The 17639-nt window shown below is 65.9% G+C and carries 13 protein-coding genes; 7 read left to right on the top strand and 6 right to left on the bottom strand.

Going from position 1 to position 17639, the window contains the following annotated elements; genetic code table 11:
• Positions 1-74 precede the first annotated feature (74 nt).
• Entirely contained in the window at positions 75-1226 is a 1152-nt protein-coding gene (locus LZC95_40955) for an MFS transporter (GenBank protein ID WXA92805.1), read from the top strand.
• Here LZC95_40955 and sthA read toward each other — a convergent pair.
• The 3 genes from sthA to LZC95_40940 are packed head-to-tail and all read right to left on the bottom strand — an operon-like array spanning position 1147 to position 4985.
• Positions 1147-2577 (bottom strand): Si-specific NAD(P)(+) transhydrogenase, encoded by a 1431-nt coding sequence (gene sthA, locus LZC95_40950; GenBank protein WXA92804.1) that lies wholly within the window; start codon positions 2575-2577, stop codon positions 1147-1149. The genes LZC95_40955 and sthA overlap by 80 nt on opposite strands.
• A 40-nt stretch (positions 2578-2617) precedes the next feature.
• Entirely contained in the window at positions 2618-4033 is a 1416-nt protein-coding gene (locus tag LZC95_40945) for a hypothetical protein (GenBank protein WXA92803.1), read from the bottom strand.
• On the bottom strand, positions 4023-4985 hold the full coding sequence (locus LZC95_40940; protein ID WXA92802.1) for a sigma 54-interacting transcriptional regulator: 963 nt from the start codon (positions 4983-4985) through the stop codon (positions 4023-4025). The genes LZC95_40945 and LZC95_40940 overlap by 11 nt, the downstream gene beginning before the upstream one ends.
• A 63-nt stretch (positions 4986-5048) precedes the next feature.
• Here LZC95_40940 and LZC95_40935 point away from each other — a divergent pair, with 63 nt between their 5' ends.
• Positions 5049-6245 carry a DUF1343 domain-containing protein gene (locus tag LZC95_40935; protein WXA92801.1) on the top strand — a complete coding sequence of 399 codons (1197 nt, stop codon included), beginning with the start codon at positions 5049-5051 and terminating at the stop codon, positions 6243-6245.
• 169 nt (positions 6246-6414) lie between these two features.
• The gene (locus LZC95_40930) at positions 6415-8049 is read left to right on the top strand and encodes a serine/threonine protein kinase (GenBank protein WXA92800.1); all 1635 of its coding nucleotides are present in this window, start codon (positions 6415-6417) and stop codon (positions 8047-8049) included.
• Between the two features lie 12 nt (positions 8050-8061).
• On the opposite strand, the gene LZC95_40925 is transcribed toward LZC95_40930, so the two are convergent.
• The 3 genes from LZC95_40925 to purL all read right to left on the bottom strand — a co-directional run bounded on the left by LZC95_40925 (position 8062) and on the right by purL (position 12150).
• Positions 8062-8307, bottom strand: coding sequence for a hypothetical protein (locus tag LZC95_40925; protein WXA92799.1), 246 nt, complete (start codon positions 8305-8307; stop codon positions 8062-8064).
• 88 nt (positions 8308-8395) lie between these two features.
• Positions 8396-9661, bottom strand: a complete 1266-nt coding sequence (locus LZC95_40920; protein ID WXA92798.1) for a hypothetical protein — start codon at positions 9659-9661, stop codon at positions 8396-8398.
• A gap of 59 nt (positions 9662-9720) precedes the next feature.
• Entirely contained in the window at positions 9721-12150 is a 2430-nt protein-coding gene (gene purL / locus LZC95_40915) for a phosphoribosylformylglycinamidine synthase subunit PurL (protein ID WXA92797.1), read from the bottom strand.
• A 50-nt stretch (positions 12151-12200) separates the two neighbouring features.
• Between purL and purQ the strand changes: the two genes are divergently transcribed.
• The 4 genes from purQ to LZC95_40895 are packed head-to-tail and all read left to right on the top strand — an operon-like array spanning position 12201 to position 17441.
• On the top strand, positions 12201-12908 hold the full coding sequence (gene purQ / locus LZC95_40910; protein ID WXA92796.1) for a phosphoribosylformylglycinamidine synthase subunit PurQ: 708 nt from the start codon (positions 12201-12203) through the stop codon (positions 12906-12908).
• A gap of 20 nt (positions 12909-12928) precedes the next feature.
• On the top strand, positions 12929-14650 hold the full coding sequence (rseP, locus tag LZC95_40905) for an RIP metalloprotease RseP (protein WXA92795.1): 1722 nt from the start codon (positions 12929-12931) through the stop codon (positions 14648-14650).
• Between the two features lie 23 nt (positions 14651-14673).
• Positions 14674-15990: a 16S rRNA (cytosine(967)-C(5))-methyltransferase RsmB gene (gene rsmB / locus LZC95_40900; protein WXA92794.1), complete on the top strand. Its 1317-nt coding sequence runs from the start codon at positions 14674-14676 to the stop codon at positions 15988-15990.
• 11 nt (positions 15991-16001) lie between these two features.
• Complete coding sequence (locus tag LZC95_40895; protein WXA92793.1) at positions 16002-17441, top strand: 2-oxo acid dehydrogenase subunit E2; 1440 nt, start codon at positions 16002-16004, stop codon at positions 17439-17441.
• Positions 17442-17639: the final 198 nt, after the last annotated feature.

The following is a 17639-nucleotide window of genomic DNA, read 5'->3' as shown; positions in this document are numbered from 1 at the left end:
TGCCTGACATGATCGATTTTCCAGACGAAGCAGGCTTAACCCGAGCCAAGCGGGCACGCACAGCCGTGGGAGGGATGTTTTTCCTTCTTGGGGTCGCGTATGCCGGTTGGGTAGCGCGCATTCCGGCCATGCGCGACCGACTCGGACTTGGCGATCGGGATCTCGGATTACTCCTCTTGGCCGTGGCGATCGGGGCTCTTCTCTCCTTCCGCATCGCACCGCCGCTGATTGCCCGCTACGGGAATCGCCGCACCACGCAAGTCGGTGCCTTTCTCATGTGCGTGGCCGTCACATTTCCCGGCTTCACGCCGACCTCACTGCTCACCGCGCTCGGCCTGTTTGCCATTGGCCTTTCGACGGGGCTTTTGGACGTCAGCATGAACGCGCACGGCGTCGACGTCGAACAGCGGCTTGCAAAACCGATCCTCGGATCGCTCCACGCGCTTTTCAGCGTGGGCGGTCTCGCCGGGGCCGGCATTGGTTCGCTCGCCGCCTCGCAAGGGCTGACCCCGGCGGTTCACCTGACCTGTGCCTCCGTCCTCTATCTCGTGCTGGCCTTTGTCTTCGGCCGCTCGCTCTTGCCGCGTTCCGATGCTCCGGTGCCGGAGAAAAAGCCCGAAGGCACCCCGCGCGCGCGCCTCAATGCCACCCTCGTCGCGCTGGGCGCGGTCGCGTTTTGCTCGTCGGTGGGCGAGGGCGCGATGGGCGATTGGTCGGCGGTGTACATGCGGGACATGCTCCACACCAGCGAGGCCGTCGCGGCCCTTGGCTATGCGGCCTTCTCGCTCACCATGGTCATCGGTCGCTTTGCGGGCGACCGGCTCACCGTTCGCTTCGGCGCCGTGGACATCGTTCGGTACGGCGGCTTGCTCGTTGCGGCGGGGCTCGGCGTTGGCCTTCTCTTCAACAACGTGTCCATGATGATCGCCGGCTTTCTCAGCGTGGGCCTCGGTCTCTCGGTGGTCATGCCCACCGCCTTCCGAGCAAGCGGCAACGTTCCCGGTGTCGAACCCGCGGCAGGCCTCTCCATGATGGCCACCCTCGGCTACAGCGGCTTTCTCGTCGGCCCCCCGGGCATCGGCTTCGTCTCCGAGCACCTCACCTTGCGCGGAGGCCTCGGCGTGGTCGTGGCCCTCGCGGTGGTTCTTACGGCACTGGCACCTTCGGTGGATCCTTCGCGGGCGTCTTCGCGAGACGCGCGAGCGCGTCGTATGCAGCATACTTGAAGGCTTCGGCGAGGGTTGGGTAGTTGAAGACCATCTCGATGAAAGTATCCACCGTTCCCTTGCCCATCAGCAGCGCCTGCCCGATGTGAACGAGTTCGGACGCGCGATCTCCGATGCAATGGCATCCCAAGAGCTCGCGCGTCTCGGCGTGGAAGATCAGTTTGATCACGCCGTCCTTGTCGCCCACGATCTTGCCGCGCGCATTGTCGCGGTAGAACGCGCGCCCGACGGCGTACGGGATCTTCTGCTCCGTGCAGGCTTCTTCGGATAGCCCGACGCAGCTCACCTCCGGAATCGTGTACACGCCGTATGGAAGTACGTGGGACACCTGCCGCTTGTAGGTGAAGCCGAAGGCGTGGCACACGGCCACGCGTGCCTGCTCCATCGACGTCGAGGCCAGCGCCGGAAAACCGATGACGTCGCCCGCGGCGTAAATGCTCGGCACCTCGGTGCGGTAGTCGTCGTCCACCGCAACGTAGCCGCGCTTGTCGATCTTCGCGCCCACCCGATCGAGCCGCAGATCTTCCGTCCTGCCGGATCTCCCCGCCGCAAAGAGGAACTTGTCGCAGTCGATCACGGGCCCCGACTCCAGCTCGCACCGGATGCCGCAGCCTTCGAGGCGCGCGACCTTCTTCGTCTTCGCGTTCAAGATGATCTCGATGCCCAGGCCGTTCATCGCGGCCCGCAGGCGTTCGCCCATTTCCAAGTCCAAGAACGGCAGCAGCCGCCCGCGGCCTTCGATGAGGGTCACCTTGACCTGCAGCGCCGCGAACATCGTCGCGTATTCGCAGCCGATGACGCCGCCGCCCACGATGGTCATCGTCCGCGGCAGTCGATCGATGAGCAGCACCGTGTCGGAGTCGTCGACGTCTTCGTCATCGAAAGGAATGTCTGCGGGTTGGTGCGGCTTCGAGCCGGTCGCCACGAGGAAGAACTCGCTCGTCAAGGTGCGTGGAGGCCCGCCGAGCTGCACGATTTCGACCGTGTGCGCATCGATGAAGCGGGCCACGCCGCGCAGCATCTCCACGCCATGGCGCTCCAGGTTCCAGCGGATGCGCGCCACCTCCAAGTCGCGCACCGCATCCTTGCGGGACAACAGCTTGGGCACGGCGAGTTCGCGATTCAGACGAACATCGACGCCGTAAAGGTCCCGCTGCCGGTAACCCGAGAGAAACAGCGCCGTCTCGCGCAGCGTCTTCGAGGGAAGGGTGCCCGTGTGCACGGCGGCGCCGCCCGGCTCCTTCGCGCACTCGACGATGGCCACACGCTTTCCGAAGTACGCTGCCTGCACCGCGCCTTTTTCGCCTGCGGGCCCGGCTCCCAACACGATCAAATCGTAGTCGAACGCCACGGGGTCGACCCTACCAGAAGACGCGCGCTGGGTGCGCGCATCATCGCGCGGTGATGGCCTTTCGCAGCGCGGCCTTCGGGGCGCTATCGTCCAACGCCGTCGCGCTCACACCGAGTTCACGAAAGAGCCCCGCAAGATCCACGGAGCCCGGTTGAGATCCCATCGAGGTGGCCAGCTCGCGCAGCACATGGGTACCCGTGGCGCGGTCGCCCTCGTCCCACATGCGCGAGGCGTCCCACATCTCCGAGTTGTTCCCGCCCGCGCGCAAAATCGCCTGCACGGCATCGCCCAGCGCGTGCGCGTTCTGCGTTCGCTTGCGGATCTCCACGTCGGCCACGAGCCAGAAGATCGCGCCGCCCCAGTAAATGCGCCCCCACGTGTGCGTGTTGTCCAATCCTCGGTCGCCCGCGCGGGGCAAGCCATTGGGCATCATTTCGTAGAACTGCCGCCAGAGATCTTCGTCCGAGGTAAGCCCCGCCCGTCGCCGAACGATGGGCTCGAGGTACGTGGCGAGCCCTTCCTCGGCCCAAATGTGTTCGCGCGCGAGCGACGGCATGGTGAGGTGCAAGGTCTCGTGCACCGCGACCCAATCGCGGCGAAGCTCCGCATCGTCCGCATCACGCCCCACGTCGATCAAAATGGAAGCGCCGCCCGCACCGGCCGACGCGCGCCCGAAGCCCACCGAATCGCCCGACCGGGGCACGATCCCGTAGAGCGCCCCCTTTACGGGAAATGCCCCGTAATAATCCCGCACGGCGCCGGCGCTGCGCGCAATCCATTGGGTCAGTTCGGCCTCGCTCGCGCGGTATCGCCCCGGCACGATGGCCAGCTGCACGGACGTATCGCCGACGCGCACCCACGACGCGTGAAACCTGCCGAAAAGCGAATAGGGCACCCGCGCAATTTCGCTGGCGCGGATCTCGTACGTATCCATCGCCGTCGCACGCAGTCCCGTTGCGAAGCGAACGCCGTCTTCCGTCGCGACGTGGAAGCGCGCGCGATCGTCCTGGTTCGTCTGCAGCGGGTGCAGGAGCCATGCATGCGGCGGCGATTCGAAGACGCCATCGCCGACCCTGCGTGCAATCGAATCGCGCACCACCTCCGCCGCCGCCCCTCGCAGATCGAATCGGTAACGAAGGCGGCACACCGACGCGCACTCCGGCACGAACCACGACGTTCCACGCGGTGAAACGGTTTCCCATCCCGAACCGCGCTCCACGCGAACCTCGCGCACGAAGGGCTCCGCCGACTCGCTCACCGACAGCTCGGTGCTCGCGGCGCCGGTCAGGGTCGCGACGACGTCGAGCTCCGTCGCATCGCGGTTCGCGGTCACTTCGTAGGCCCAGGCCACCGCCTCGCCACCCGAGTGGCGCGCCGCGGGCGGCGTCTTCGAGACCGGGGACGTTTCGCCGCACCCGAGTGTCGCAAGCGCGATGGCCAGAGCTCTAGTCCTCAATCTTGTAATCCTTAATCTTGTAAAGCAGCGTGCGGTGGCTGATCTCCAAAATAGCGGCGGCGCGCGTCCGGTTTCCGTTGGTCTTCTGCAGCGCGCGGCGGATGAGCATCTCCTCGATGACGTGCATCGTCTTTTTGATGGAAAGCTCGCCGCTCGCCAAGTGCGCCTGCAGCGGATCCATGTTTTGGTGCAATCGGTCGGGGAAGTCCGCGCAATCGAGCAGGTCGCGATCGGCCAGCACCATCGCGCGCTCGATGGTGTTCTCCAGCTCGCGCACGTTGCCCGGCCATGCATACTCGCAGAGAAGCTTGGCCGCCTCGGGCGAGACACCGTGGATATTCGTGCCCAGCCGTGAATTGTTCCGCGCAATGAAATAGTCCACCAAATGTGGAATGTCTTCTCGGCGTTCTCGCAATGGTGGAATCGAAAGTGCGAGAACGTTGATGCGATAAAAGAGATCCTCTCGAAACCGTCCGGCGCCCACTTCTGCACGCAAATTGCGATGGCTCGCAGCAATGATGCGCACGTCGACCGACGTATCGATGGAGTCGCCCACGCGGCGGATCGTGCCCTCTTGCAGTGCGCGCAGAAGCTTCACCTGCAATGCGAGCGGTAGCTCGCCGATTTCGTCCAAAAAGAGTGTGCCTCCCGTGGCCTCTTCGAACAGACCGCGCCGATCCGCTCCCGCATCGGTGAAGGCGCCCTTGCGGTGGCCGAAAAGCTCGCTCTCGAGCAGATTTTCCGGAATGGCACCGCAGTTGATGGCAACGAAGGGACCATCATGGCGGCTCGATTGCGCATGGATCGCCCGGGCGACGAGTTCCTTGCCCACGCCGCTCTCTCCGCTGATGAGGACCGTCGTCTTGTAGTCGGCGATCTTGACGATCGTACGAAAGAGGTTCGCCATCTGCGGCGCGGTCGCCACGATGCCATCACGTGCGTGGCCGTTCATGGCAAGCCTCGTCGACCCGCTTGCCCCCTGACATGGGGATCACAGTTCCCGTAGGATGGTTCCATGCTCACCGGACTCGACCTTCTCGCCGCCGGAGAATCCGCCGCCCAACGTGTACGCGGTACGAACGTCGCGGTTCTGGCCCATCCGGCGTCCGTCACACGCGACCTCGTGCACGCGGTCGACGTGCTCATCGGACAAGGTGCGCGTCTGAAGGTCGTCTTCGGCCCCGAACACGGTTTCGGTGGCGAAGCGCAGGACATGATCGGCGTGGAAGACGCACGCGATCGACATGGCATTCCAGTTCGTAGCTTGTATGGCCAAGATTTTTCAGCGCTCGTTCCACGCGATGAAGATCTCGCGGATGTCGAGCTCTTGGTCATCGACCTGCAAGACGTAGGCGCGCGCTACTACACGTTCGTGTGGACCGCGCTTTTGGCCGCGCGAAAATGTCATCAGCTCGGCAAACGCGTTCTCGTGCTCGACCGGCCGAATCCCATCGGCGGCGCGCCGTCCTGCGTCGAAGGACAGCGGCAGCGGCCCGGCTATCTTTCGTTCGTGGGGCTCGAGGCCCTTCCGATCCGCCATTCGCTGACCCTGGGGGAAATTCTGGCATGGCGTGCCGACGAGGAGGGCATCCCACCCGAGCAGCTCGAGATTGCGGCCGTCCGCGGGTGGGCACGCGAGGAGCATGCGACCGCGTGGGATCGGCCCTTCATCATGCCCTCGCCCAACATGCCCACGTACCACACGGCCTTGGTGTACCCGGGAGGCTGCCTGCTCGAGGGAACGAACCTTTCCGAGGGGCGGGGAACGACGCGCCCGTTCGAGATCTTCGGCGCGCCGTGGCTCGATGGAAAAAAGCTCGCGCACGATTTCCACACGCTGGAATACGCCGGGGTGCGCGTGCGACCACTTACCTTCCAGCCCATGTTCCACAAGCACGCGGGCCAGATCTGCGGAGGCGTCCAGGTGCATGTCGACGATCCCGCCACCTTCCGGCCCGTTGCGTGCTACGTGGCCCTCGTTGCTCTGGCGCACAAGCAGGATCCGGAACGGTTTCGCTTCCGAATGGAACGCTATGAGTTCGTCGATGATATTCCCGCGTTCGATCTTCTTACGGGCGATGACGAAGCGCGCGCGCTCATCGCTACGGGCGCGGCCGCGCACGATGTTGCGCAGGTGGTCAGCCGACTTCGCAATGGAGATTTGGAGATTGTGCGTAGCGCGCGCGAATCTTTGGATCGTAGAACGTGTTGACTGGGCGCTCTGCCCGCTATTCGTACATGAGCGGATAACGGGTGTGGCTGGATCAAGCCGTGTTGGTTAGACTTCACCCCGATTGATGGCACAGGTGGAACAAAATGCTCTGATTGGGCGCAAGATCGCGGGGAAATTCGCGGTCGAAGCGTTTATCGGAAGCGGCGCGATGGGGGCCGTGTACCGGGCTCGCCAGGTGGCGCTCGACAAGGTCGTGGCGCTCAAGCTTCTTCATCGCGAGCTCGCTCGGGATGCGACGTTTCCTGCCCGCTTCATGCGTGAGGCCAAGGCGGCGTCCCGCATCGACCACCCGAATTCCATGCGCGTCGTCGACTTCGGTGAAGAGGACGACGGCACGTTGTACATGGCCATGGAATTCCTGGACGGGCGCGATCTGTTCCAGGTGATTCAGAACGAGTGGCCCATCCCTCCGCCGCGCGTGGCCGACCTGGTGATGCAGACGCTTGCTGCGTTGGCCGTTGCGCATGACATGGGTGTCGTGCATCGCGATCTCAAGCCGGAGAACATCATGGTTCTCACGGCGACCGACGACGAGGGGAACAAGAAGGATCTGGTCAAGGTCTGCGACTTCGGCATCGCGAAGATCATGGACGACCGCAGTGAGACGCCGTCTCCGGATCAGCGTGAGCAAGGGAAGCTGACGACGCACGGTTTGGTGGTCGGCACGCCCGAGTACATGTCGCCGGAGCAAGGCCGCGGCGAGCCGCTCGATGCGCGGGCGGATCTGTATTCGGTGGGCGTCATACTGTACCAGCTGCTGACCGGCACGGTGCCGTTCGAGGCGAACAGCGCGCTCGGTGTGGTGCTCAAGCACGTGACGGACATTCCGCTCGCGCCCTCGCAGCGTGTGCCCAACGTGGACAAGAAGCTCGAGGCCATCTGCATGAAGGCGATGCAGAAGCAGCGCGAGGATCGCTACCAGAATGCGCGCGAGATGCGGGCCGATCTGCGCGCGTACCTCGAGGGCGGCACGCCGCGGCTCGGTGTGCACCAGCACGTCGCGCCGCACTCGTCCGCGCCTCCCGCACTGGCAGCCGGCGTGCGCTCGCCGTTGCCCACGCCGCACGATCTCGGGGTCGCGGCCACGGAAGTCTCCATCGACTCGAATGCGGTGCGTGCCGCGTCCGTGCGCAATTATGGCAGCGGCCGACTCACGCCCCTCGGGACGGACATCGACAACGACCTTCCGGCGGCGCGGGGACGTTGGACGGGCCATCTGCTCGCGGCCATGCTTCTCATCGGCGTGGCCGGTGTCGGCGCCTTCCTTTTCCGCGGCACCTTCACGCAGAACGCGGCGGCCCGCGATCAGGTGGTCGCGCCGCAGGCGGAGCCTTCTGCGAGTGCCTCGGCCGCGCCAAGCGCCAGCTCCAGCGCATGGCCCGTGGCCAGCGAGGAGCCCAAGCCCGCGCCGTCGGCGGAGGCCGCCCCGTCGGGGCATTCGGCGCCGCCGCACACCGTGCATACGAGTGCGGCAACGCCGTCGCCCGAGTCGGTCGTCGAGCAAGCGCCGGTAGGAACGGCTGCCTCTGCGTCCGCGAGCGCCCGTGCGCCCGCAGCAGGTGGGAGTGCGAGCGCTGCAGCATCGGCTTCGGCGACGCCCGCGGCATCCGCCAGCGGCGGCAAAGGCAAAGGCAAGCGCCCGCGTATGCCGGTCGAACCGCCGCCGAGTGCTCCGTCGGGGGCCCCCACGTGGGGCGTCGTGCCTCCCACGACGCCGCCGATCGTGTCCCCCTCGAACGAGCCCCACGATCCGCCGGCTCCGAGCCCGGCGCCGACGGAGTAGACCCGAGGCGCTTTACGAGAGGCGCTCGTCGGAGTGCGGGTTGGCGCAGTTGCTCATGTGAATGTGCATCGCGCGCTCGCGATCGTGTGCGGCATGGCGGCTGATCGCCTCGCCCAAGGTTACCCACATCGATTCGACGGCGTCGGCCTGCAGACGCAACGTTACGGGGCCGATCGTCAGGTGCATCACACCGCAACTGCACTCTTCGACCATGCAGATGGGGCCTTCGGCGAGGCGGGTACGATGAGACTCGTCCATGTTCACTCCATGATAAATGAAAGTGAAAATCACTTTCTATTTCATGACAAAGTGAGCCCCTCATCCCCCTAAAGTCAAGGAGAAAAGGCTATTTCTTGTCGGCCTCGAGATCCTCGGCCAGGTAGCTCAGGATCACTTCGTCCAGCGATTTGTCGCTGATCAGGTCCTCGCCGAAGATCGAGCTGCCCTGCTGCGGGCGGGCGTGCCCGAAGATGGCGGCCGGGCGGGCCGGTGCGTAGCGACCCTCCGAGCCTGTCGCGGTCTGGGGTAACGCAGGTTTGCTCGGCTGGGAGGAGGGGGGCACCTTGTCGGTGTCCGGAATGCCGGACGACACCGGGGCACTTCCCGAGCTTGGCGGCACGTCCCCTCGCAAAAACGCGGGCAAGCGGTCGCGCAGCGGATCGTGCGTCGCGCGGGCCCTCTCCTGGACAACCGGCTTGGGAAGCGGTCCAGGGGCTGCGGGTTTGGGCAGGCCTGCGCCTGCGAGAGGCGCCTTGGGCGGTCCCGAGCCAGGGGGAGGGGAGGCCTTCGGAAGCGTGGTCGAAAGCAGCGCCTCCGTCGCCCGCGTCTCTTTGCCCTGCCGGAAACGGAACGTGTCCGCCCGCTTCTTGAACAATTGCGGGGAGAGATCGCGCAGCGGCTCCGGCGGAGGGCTCTCGACGCGTGGCGGCCGAGGGAACGGATCCGGCGCCGGTGGGAGGTCGACCCGCGTGTCGGCCGGTGGGGGCTCCAGCGCGTCGATGTCGAGCGTCAGCTCCGTTTCACGCTCGGGGGCCCGCGCGCTCACAGCCTGCGCGGGTTGCTGCGACGGCGGCTGCTCGCGGGCTTCCGGTGCGGTGGACGCCGGGGGCGTCTCCGGCGCGGGCGCCGAGTCGGGCGCCGTCGCCGCGACAGGCGAGTCCGGCGAGGTAGGCGGGGCCGGCGACGCCGGCGAAGGCGCGGGCTCGCTCGGCTTCGCGCTTTCCGCAGCCTGGCTAGGCAGCGGCACGGACACCGGCACGTCACTGTCGGCCTTTGGCGCCGCCGCCTCGGGCGCCTTGGCGCGCAGCGACGGAGGCGCCGAATCGGAGGCCGCATCGACCAAATGATCGAAATGCCCGCCGCGCAAGGCGATGAACATCGCCTTGTGCTGTTCCTTCATCATCTGCCGGACCACGTCGGAGAGGCCCTCGGTGCCGAGGTGCTCCGCGTAGCTTTTCTTCACCGACTTGAGGATCCGCCCCCCGTCCATGAACAGGTGCGTGATGATATGCGGGTGCCGAACGCCCGAATCCTCGGTCTGGATATGGAATACCCGACTCTTGTGACGGACGTTGTTGTTATAGCCGAGCAGCGGTGAAGGCGCCTTGGACATGACTCAGCTACGCGCAGGCGTGCTCCCCCAAAATGTACCACGACGAGATGGCAGGTTGGCTAGCCCCCGACGATACTCGTGAGACATTCTTCGCGCGCCTGGCGAAGCCGCGCGAGGTCTACCCGAAGGCTTGCGCGCGTCGCGTCATCGATGCGCAGTGTTTCTCCGCCCGTGACGCCAATGGTTTCCGCGGGAACCGCAACGTCGCGTGCTGCGGCCAACACTTGCTCGACACTGTTTTTGTCGACGCTCACCAGAATGAGTGACGGGATCTCGCCGAAAAATCGCGCTGCAGTGTCGGCGGCGCCATGCCCTTCGGTCGAACCCACAGCGGGGAGCGTAATACGTGCTCCCACATCTTTCTCTCCCTCGGGTGCCGTCACACAGCATTCCGCAAGGGCCACGGCCAAGCCGCCTTCTGCGACATCGTGTGCGCTCGAGAGAAGGTGCTCGCGCGCCAGCTTGAGGACGAGGCGCTGCAACCGCGTCTCGAGTTCCAGATCGAGGTGCGGGGTGCCGGTCGTCCAGCCCTTCTTGCGCGCGATGTATTCGCTGCCGCCCAGGCATCCGGCCTGGTTGCTCGGCAGCACGCCCAGCGCGAGTACGATGTCGCCATCGCGCTTGAACCACGGGGTGACGATGTCCTTTTCCGAGTTGAAGAGGCCCACGCACGCGATGGTCGGTGTCGGCAAAATCGCCTGGCCGGCGGTCTCGTTGTAGAGGCTCACGTTGCCGCTCACGATGGGCACCTGCAGCGCGGTGCACGCGGCGGCGATGCCATCGATGGCGCGCGAGAATTGCTCCATCACTTCGGGCCTCTCCGGGTTGCCGAAGTTGAGGCAGTCGGTCAGGCCGATGGGCTCTGCGCCCGAGCACACGACGTTGCGGCAGCTCTCCGCGACGGCCATCGCGCCGCCGGTGAACGGATCGTTGCCAACCTGGCGTGCGTTGCAGTCCACGGCGAAGGAGAGATACTTGTAGACTACACTGTCTCCGAGCTCGCACGGGACGCGCACCACGCCCGCACTGCCGCCGGGCCGCACGGCGGTGCCGCCGCGAACGATGTGGTCGTACTGCCGCCAGATCCACCGGCGCGAGCCGATATTGGGCGAGCCGCACAGCGTGATGAGCTCCTCGCCCCAATCCGCGGGCGGATCGAGCTCGATGCGCGTGGCGAAGATTTGCGACAGCGGCTCGCGCGGCCTGTCGTAGACCGGGGCGCCGTCGGTGAGAATGTCGATCGGGATGTCCGCCACGACGACGCTTTCGCGCTTCTCGCCCTTGTTTGGCGCGTCGGCCAGCGGATCGTAGCCCGGGGTCGCGCGAATGACCCAATGCTGCGTATCGGTGACGTGGCCGATGACGGCGGCATCGAGCTCCCACTTCTTGCAGATCTCGAGCACGCGATCTTCGCATCCGCGCTTGGCGACGAGGAGCATACGCTCCTGCGATTCGCTGAGCAGAATCTCGTAGGGCGACATGCGCTTTGCACGGCGCGGAATCAAATCGAGATCCAGCTCGATGCCGTTCTTCGCGCGGCCGGCCATCTCGACGCTCGACGAGGTCAAACCCGCGGCGCCCATGTCCTGGATGCCCTCGAGCAAGTCGAGCTGGAAGAGCTCGAGGCACGCTTCGAGGAGGATCTTGCCCATGAAGGGATCGCCCACCTGCATGGTGGAGCGCACGCCGCTGCGGAGCGACGAGGCGGTGGCGATGCCGTCGTTGTTCGACTTGCCGGCGCTGTCATCGGCAAACTCGTCCGAGGCCATCGTCGCGCCGTGGATGCCGTCGCGTCCCGTCTTGGCGCCTACGTAGAGAATGGGGTTCCCGATGCCGGTGGCGCGCCCGTAGAAGATGCGGTCCTTGTGCACCACGCCGCAGGTGAAGGCGTTGACGAGGATGTTGCCGTCGTAGCGCGCATCGAAGAACACCTCGCCGCCCACCGTGGGCACGCCGAAGGAGTTGCCGTAGCCGCCGATGCCCGCCACCACGCCGCGCAGAAGCTCCGGGGTGCGCGGATGATCGGGCCGTCCGAAACGCAGTGAATTGAGCGAGGCAATCGGCCGTGCGCCCATGGTGAAGACGTCGCGCAGAATGCCGCCGACGCCGGTGGCCGCGCCTTGGTACGGCTCGATGAAGCTCGGGTGGTTGTGCGACTCCATCTTGAAGACGGCGGCGAATCCGTCCCCGATGTCCACGACGCCGGCATTCTCACCGGGGCCCTGAATGACCCGTGGGCCCTTGGTGGGCAGCCTGCGCAGGTGCACGCGCGATGATTTGTAGGAGCAGTGCTCGCTCCACATCACGCTGAAGACGCCGAGCTCGGTGTAGGTCGGGGGGCGTCCGAGCGCCTCCACGATGGTCCGATATTCGGCCTCGCTTACTTTGTGTTGACGGACGAGCTCGTCCGTGATCACCAAATCACCAGGAAAAACGCCCGGTGCGGTCCCAGGTACGGCGGCAACCCCGCCCGACGATTGATGCGTCACGCGGCGCAACGTAGAAGCTTTGGCGCTTCCGTGCTAGCGAAAGGGCCGAAATGCGCGCCGCCGTTGTCGTTTTTCCTGGCATCAACGCAGATGCCGAAATGGTCCGTACGCTTCGCGATGTTTGCGGAGTGCCCACCACCGTCGTTCGCCACACCGAGACCGCACTCCCGACCGGGACGGATCTCGTAGCTATCCCAGGCGGGTTCAGCTACGGCGATTACCTTCGGGCGGGGGCGATCGCGAAGGTCGCACCCATCATCCAGCCCATCGTGGAGCATGCAAAACGAGGCGGATACGTCCTCGGCGTCTGCAATGGCTTTCAAATTCTCACCGAGATTGGACTCCTTCCCGGTGCGCTGACCCGCAATCAAGCGATGCGGTTTGCATGTGGCGACGTCTACGTCAAAGTCAGCGCCGTGGGTCCGTTCACGCCGAAGCTCGATGCCGTCTGGCGCCTCCCGGTCGCCAATGGCGAGGGGCGTTACCAAGCCACCGATCGCGTGCTCGCCGAGCTCGAACAATCGGGCAGCATCGCTCTTCAGTATTGCGACAAGTCCGGTGCCGTCACCGACGCGGCCAATTCGAGCGGGGCGGTGCACAACATCGCCGCGATTTACGGCGGCCCGCGCAAGAACGTGTTCGGCGTGATGCCGCACCCGGAGCGCATGAGCGAGGCCATCCTCGGCGGCGTCGACGGCCGCACCATCTTCGATACGGTCATCGCGAGCCACGCGGCTTCCGCGGTCTCGGCTGCTTGACGTAGAGGCGAGGCGGGAACGTGGATCTTCTCTACTTTACCCTCCTCACGAGCATCCTCATTTTCATTCACGAATCGGGGCACTTCGTCTTTGCGAAGTTCTTCGGCGTGAAGGTCATTACGTTTTCGATCGGTTTCGGCCCGAAGATCCTTCGGCTGCGCGGTAAGGAAACGGAGTATTGCGTGGGGCTTCTGCCCTTCGGCGGCTTCGTGAAGATGCTCGAGGAGGCCAAGGGCACGGAGGCCATTCCGCCCGAGGACGCGAAACGCACCTTCGAGGCGCAGGCCTTGTGGAAGCGCGTGGTCATCGTGCTGGCCGGGCCGGCGATGAACGTCGTCTTTCCCGTGGCGCTCTACACGTCGGTGTTCCTCGAGGATCGCACCTTTCCCGCGCCCAACGTCGGCGTCGTCACGCCCGGGCGCACGGCCGAGGGGAAGCTCGTGCCGGGCGATCGCATTCTGTCCGTCGATGGGCAGGACGTAGAGACCTTCCCCGACGTGCAACGCATCGTCTCGCAGCGTGCGGGCGTGCCGGTTCGCTTCGTGGTGGAGCGCGATGGCAAGCAGGTGGAGGTGCAGGTCACCCCGGCCGACGAACTCGTCGAGCGCTCCGAAGTGCAGCGCGAGCTCGATGTGGTGGAGCACGTGGCGCGCGTCGGGATCATGCCGAATTTCCCCGCGCCGGTCATCGGCGTGCCGCGCAGCGACTCGCCCGCCTACCGCGCGGGGCTGCGCACGTTCGACCGCATCACGGCCATCAATGGCAAAAAGGTCGACCGCTTTCTGGACCTGATCGACGCACTGGCGAAGAACCGCGGCGACACGGTGGTGCTCGCGTATTTGCGCCCCGTGCCCGTTCCCGCAGCGGGCGGGCTTTGCGACATCGCGGTGATGGATCCCGGTGCGGTGACGTTGACGCCGATGCCGCGTGAATCGGCGGGCACCGAGGAGAACGCCGATGCGCGCGCGAAAGACGTGCTCCTGCGCTCGGGCATCGAGGGTTCGGACATGTACGTGGCCTTCGTGCCGCCGGGGTCGGGCGAGTGGAAGGCGGGGCTTCGCGCGGGCGATCGCATCACGCAGCTCGATGGTGTGCCGCAGCGCTATTGGCCGGCGATGGCCGAAGAGCTTCTGCGCGATCCGAATCGGATGCACGCCTTGGAGTGGACGCGCGGCGGGCAGCCGATGGCGGGCAATTTCCAGCTGCGCAAGGAGCAGTGGGTCGACGAGTTTTCCCAGCGCCACGAGCGGCACGTGTTCTTGACGACGCATTGGAGTCCGAATGCGCCGCCCGCGATGGTGAAGAATCCCAATTTGATTTCGTACTCGCTTCGCGGCGCCTTCGAGGAAACGGTGAACGTCATCAAGTTCATCACCGTGGGCTTCTGGCGCATTCTCCAAGGTCGCGTGAGCCTCGCCAGCGTGAGCGGGCCGATCACGATGTACGACGTGGCCGGGCAGGCCGGCGCCAAGGGCACGCGTGACTTCGTGTGGGCGATGGCGGTCATCTCGATCAACGTCGGTCTGGTCAATCTGCTTCCCATTCCGGTGCTCGACGGCGGCCACCTCGTGTTTCTGGCGCTGGAGGCCATCAAGAAGCGCCCGCTGTCGCTGCGTGCGCGCGAGGTCTCGAGCTTGGTGGGCATGAGCGTGCTCTTCGTTTTGATGATGGTCGCCTTCAAGAACGATGTGGAGCGTCGCTGGGACGTCATCGTGGGGCAGATTCGCGAGATTTTCGGTTGAAGAACGAGATATCTGCTCGCAGCGTGGCTGCCGACGTGCTCCTGCGCGTGGATCGCGATCAGGCTTTTGCGGCCGCCGCCCTGGATGCGGAGATTGCGCGCTCGCCGCAGCTCGACGCGCGCGATCGCGCGCTGGCCACGGAGCTTGCGTACGGTTCGCTGCGTGTGCGGCGGTGGCTGGAGTCGCGGTTGCAGCGCCACGCGACGCGGCCGCTGGACAAGCTCGATCCGCGGGTGCGCGTTCACCTCGTGCTGGCGACGTTCCAGCTCTTCTTCCTCGAGCGGGTGCCCAAGTTCGCCGCCGTCAGCGAAGCCGTGAGCGCGGTGCGTGCCGTGAATGGTCCGAAGGTCGCGGCGTTCGCCAATGCGATTTTGCGCAAGCTGGCGCGTGAGGCCGAGGCGGAGGTTGCGAGCCTCGACCTCGAGGCGATTGCCGTGGAATCGGCGCCGCCGTGGCTCTTCTCGAGCTTGGCCGCTTCGCTCGGTGACGCAGGCGCGCGCGCCTATTTGCGGTCGGCGCTGACGGCACCGCCCAATGGTATTTGCGTGTATGCTGCAAATATGCGCGACGCGTGGCTCGAGCGGCTGCGCGAGGCGGCGCCGCAGGGCGAGTTCGAGCTGGGGCCTCTCTCGGCGCATGCGATCCGCGTGCGCGGGGCGGGGAGGCCGCACGATTTGCCCGGCTTTGCCGAGGGCGCGTGGACGTTGCAGGAGGAGGGCTCGCAGGTGATCGCGCTCGCGCTCGGTGCGCGCGCCGGCGACGTGGTGCTCGATGCCTGCGCGGGGCGGGGCAACAAGACGGCGCTCTTGGCGAGTGCCGTCGGAGCCGGCGCGGTGGATGCTGCGGATCTGCACCCGTCCAAGCTGGCGCGCCTTCGCGAGGAGCTGACGAGGCTCGCGCGAGCACCGCGCGCCACGTACGCAGTCGATTGGTCCGTCGGCGCCGGTGCCGTCGAAGGCCGCTACCATCGCATTTTGGTGGATGCGCCCTGCTCGGGAACGGGCACCTTGGGGAGGCGTCCCGATCTCTATTTGCGCCGTGCACCGGAAGACCTCGCTCGGCTTTCGGCCCTGCAGGTCGCCATCGTCACGCGCACCGCGGATTTGCTCGAGCCGGGCGGGCGCCTCGTTTATGCCGTATGCAGCGTTTTGCGCGAGGAAGGCGAGCAAGTCATCGAGAAAATTCTGGCTGCGCGCCCCGATTTGGAGCTCCAACCCTTCGAAGGCCAGCCCGCGGCCGATCTCGCAAAAGGGGAAAGCATGCTGCGCTTGCTGCCGCATGTTCACGGCACCGACGGTTACTTTCTCGCGAGTCTCGTCAAGCGCCCCGCGACTTGCTAAAAGCTGGCGCCATGATTGACGTCACGCTTCCTCAGCTCGGTGAGAGCGTTTCCGAAGGGACGGTCACCAAGTGGCTCGTCCGCGAAGGCGACTTCGTGCAAAAAGACCAGCCGCTCGTCGAGATCGGGACCGACAAGGCCGACTCCGAGCTGCCCGCACCCTCCGCTGGCCGCGTGACGCAGATTCTCGCGAAGGAGGGGGAGACCCTGGCGGTGAACGCGGTGCTCTGTCGTCTGGACGAGACCGTACAAGCAAGTGCGGCCCCGCAAGCGGCGCCTGCGGCCCCGTCGAGCGACGTGCGCGCGCCCGCACCCGCACCGGTGCCCGCGCCTCCGTCGGCGCCCGCCGCCGTCGTGCAGCGACCTCCCGCATCGTCACCTTCGCTCGCCGCCGCCGCGGGGCTCGAGACCGTGTCCTCGCGCAGCGTGACGGGTGGCACTTTGGCCACGCCGACGGCCCGCAAGGCTGCTCTCGAGAACGAGGTGAATCTCGAGTCCGTGCAAGGCTCCGGCGAGCGCGGTCGCATCACCCGTGACGACGTGCTTCGCGCAGCCGCCACCAATGGCCCGCAGGCCGTTGCGCCGCAAGCGCCTGCGCCTGCACCGGTGGCACCGCCGCCTCCCGCGCCTGCACCGGCCCGTGCACCGGCGGCCGCGCTTTCGCAGTTGATCAATCAGGGTGGCGGCTTCGTCCCGCCGATCCCGGGCTTGGGTTACGGCTCCTTCAAGGTGCCGGCCTACAAGCCGAACGAGGGTGACAAGGTCGTTCCCTTCACGCGCCGGCGCCGCATCACCGCCGACCACATGACCTATTCGAAGTTCGCCTCGCCCCACGTCGTCACCGTGGCCGAGATCGACTTGAACAAGGTTTCGCAGCTTCGCGATGCCCACAAGGATCGCTACAAGAAAGAGGGCCACGCCCTCACGATGCTCGCCTTCGTGGTGGTGGCCGTCGCCCGCGCCCTGCGCGAGAACATGGCGCTCAACGCCCGCGTGCTCGACGACGCTTACGTCGTGATGAAGGACATCAACATCGGCGTGGCGGTCGACTCGCCCGACGGCCTCGTGGTTCCGGTCATCCGCCGCGCGGACGAACTGGGCGTGCGCGGCATCGTTCGCGGGATCGACGAGCTGGCCAAGCGTGCGCGCGGCGGCAAGATCACGGTCGACGATCTGAGCGGCGCGACCTTCTCCGTCACCAACCCGGGCCTCAAAGGCAACTTGTTCGGTGGCGCGATCATCAACCAGCCCAACGTCGGCATCCTGCGCATGGGTGAAATCCAAAAGCGCGTCGTCGTGGTCGAGGGTCCCGGCGGTGAAGACGTCATCGCCATCCACCCCGTCATGTACGCCGCCCTGAGCTACGACCACCGCATCGTCGACGGCGTCGCCGCGAACAACTTCCTCTGGCGCGTCGCCGACGTTCTCGAGAAGGGCGAGTTCGAAGTCTAGTCGTCCACGGAGCAAGCATCGCTCGAGGCGTTGCCCATGTTGAGCAGACCTGCTCGACCTTGGCGCAACGCCTTTTGCGTTTCTGCGCCGTTTTTCTCCACCTGCGCGCGCCACACCTACGGCTGCCGCATGCATCAACGGCACCGCCCGCACGATCTTGCCGAGATCCCGTTGAACGCTTGAGCTCCGCGGGACCGA

The sequence above is a fragment of the Sorangiineae bacterium MSr12523 genome (assembly GCA_037157775.1).
GTDB classification, from domain to species: domain Bacteria; phylum Myxococcota_A; class Polyangia; order Polyangiales; family Polyangiaceae; genus Pendulispora; species Pendulispora brunnea.
The sequence above is the reverse complement of the archived record's forward strand: the minus strand, read 5'-3'. Positions and strand labels throughout refer to the sequence as shown.

What these genes read in the sequence shown, in the direction of transcription:
- LZC95_40955 (WXA92805.1), top strand. Translation starts at nt 75, where the DNA reads ATGTTTTTCCTTCTTGGGGTCGCGTATGCCGGTTGGGTAGCGCGCATT.
- LZC95_40940 (WXA92802.1), bottom strand. Translation starts at nt 4,985, where the DNA reads ATGAACGGCCACGCACGTGATGGCATCGTGGCGACCGCGCCGCAGATG.
- LZC95_40935 (WXA92801.1), top strand. Translation starts at nt 5,049, where the DNA reads ATGCTCACCGGACTCGACCTTCTCGCCGCCGGAGAATCCGCCGCCCAA.
- LZC95_40930 (WXA92800.1), top strand. Translation starts at nt 6,415, where the DNA reads ATGGGGGCCGTGTACCGGGCTCGCCAGGTGGCGCTCGACAAGGTCGTG.
- LZC95_40925 (WXA92799.1), bottom strand. Translation starts at nt 8,307, where the DNA reads ATGGACGAGTCTCATCGTACCCGCCTCGCCGAAGGCCCCATCTGCATG.
- LZC95_40920 (WXA92798.1), bottom strand. Translation starts at nt 9,661, where the DNA reads ATGTCCAAGGCGCCTTCACCGCTGCTCGGCTATAACAACAACGTCCGT.
- purQ (WXA92796.1), top strand. Translation starts at nt 12,201, where the DNA reads ATGCGCGCCGCCGTTGTCGTTTTTCCTGGCATCAACGCAGATGCCGAA.
- LZC95_40895 (WXA92793.1), top strand. Translation starts at nt 16,002, where the DNA reads ATGATTGACGTCACGCTTCCTCAGCTCGGTGAGAGCGTTTCCGAAGGG.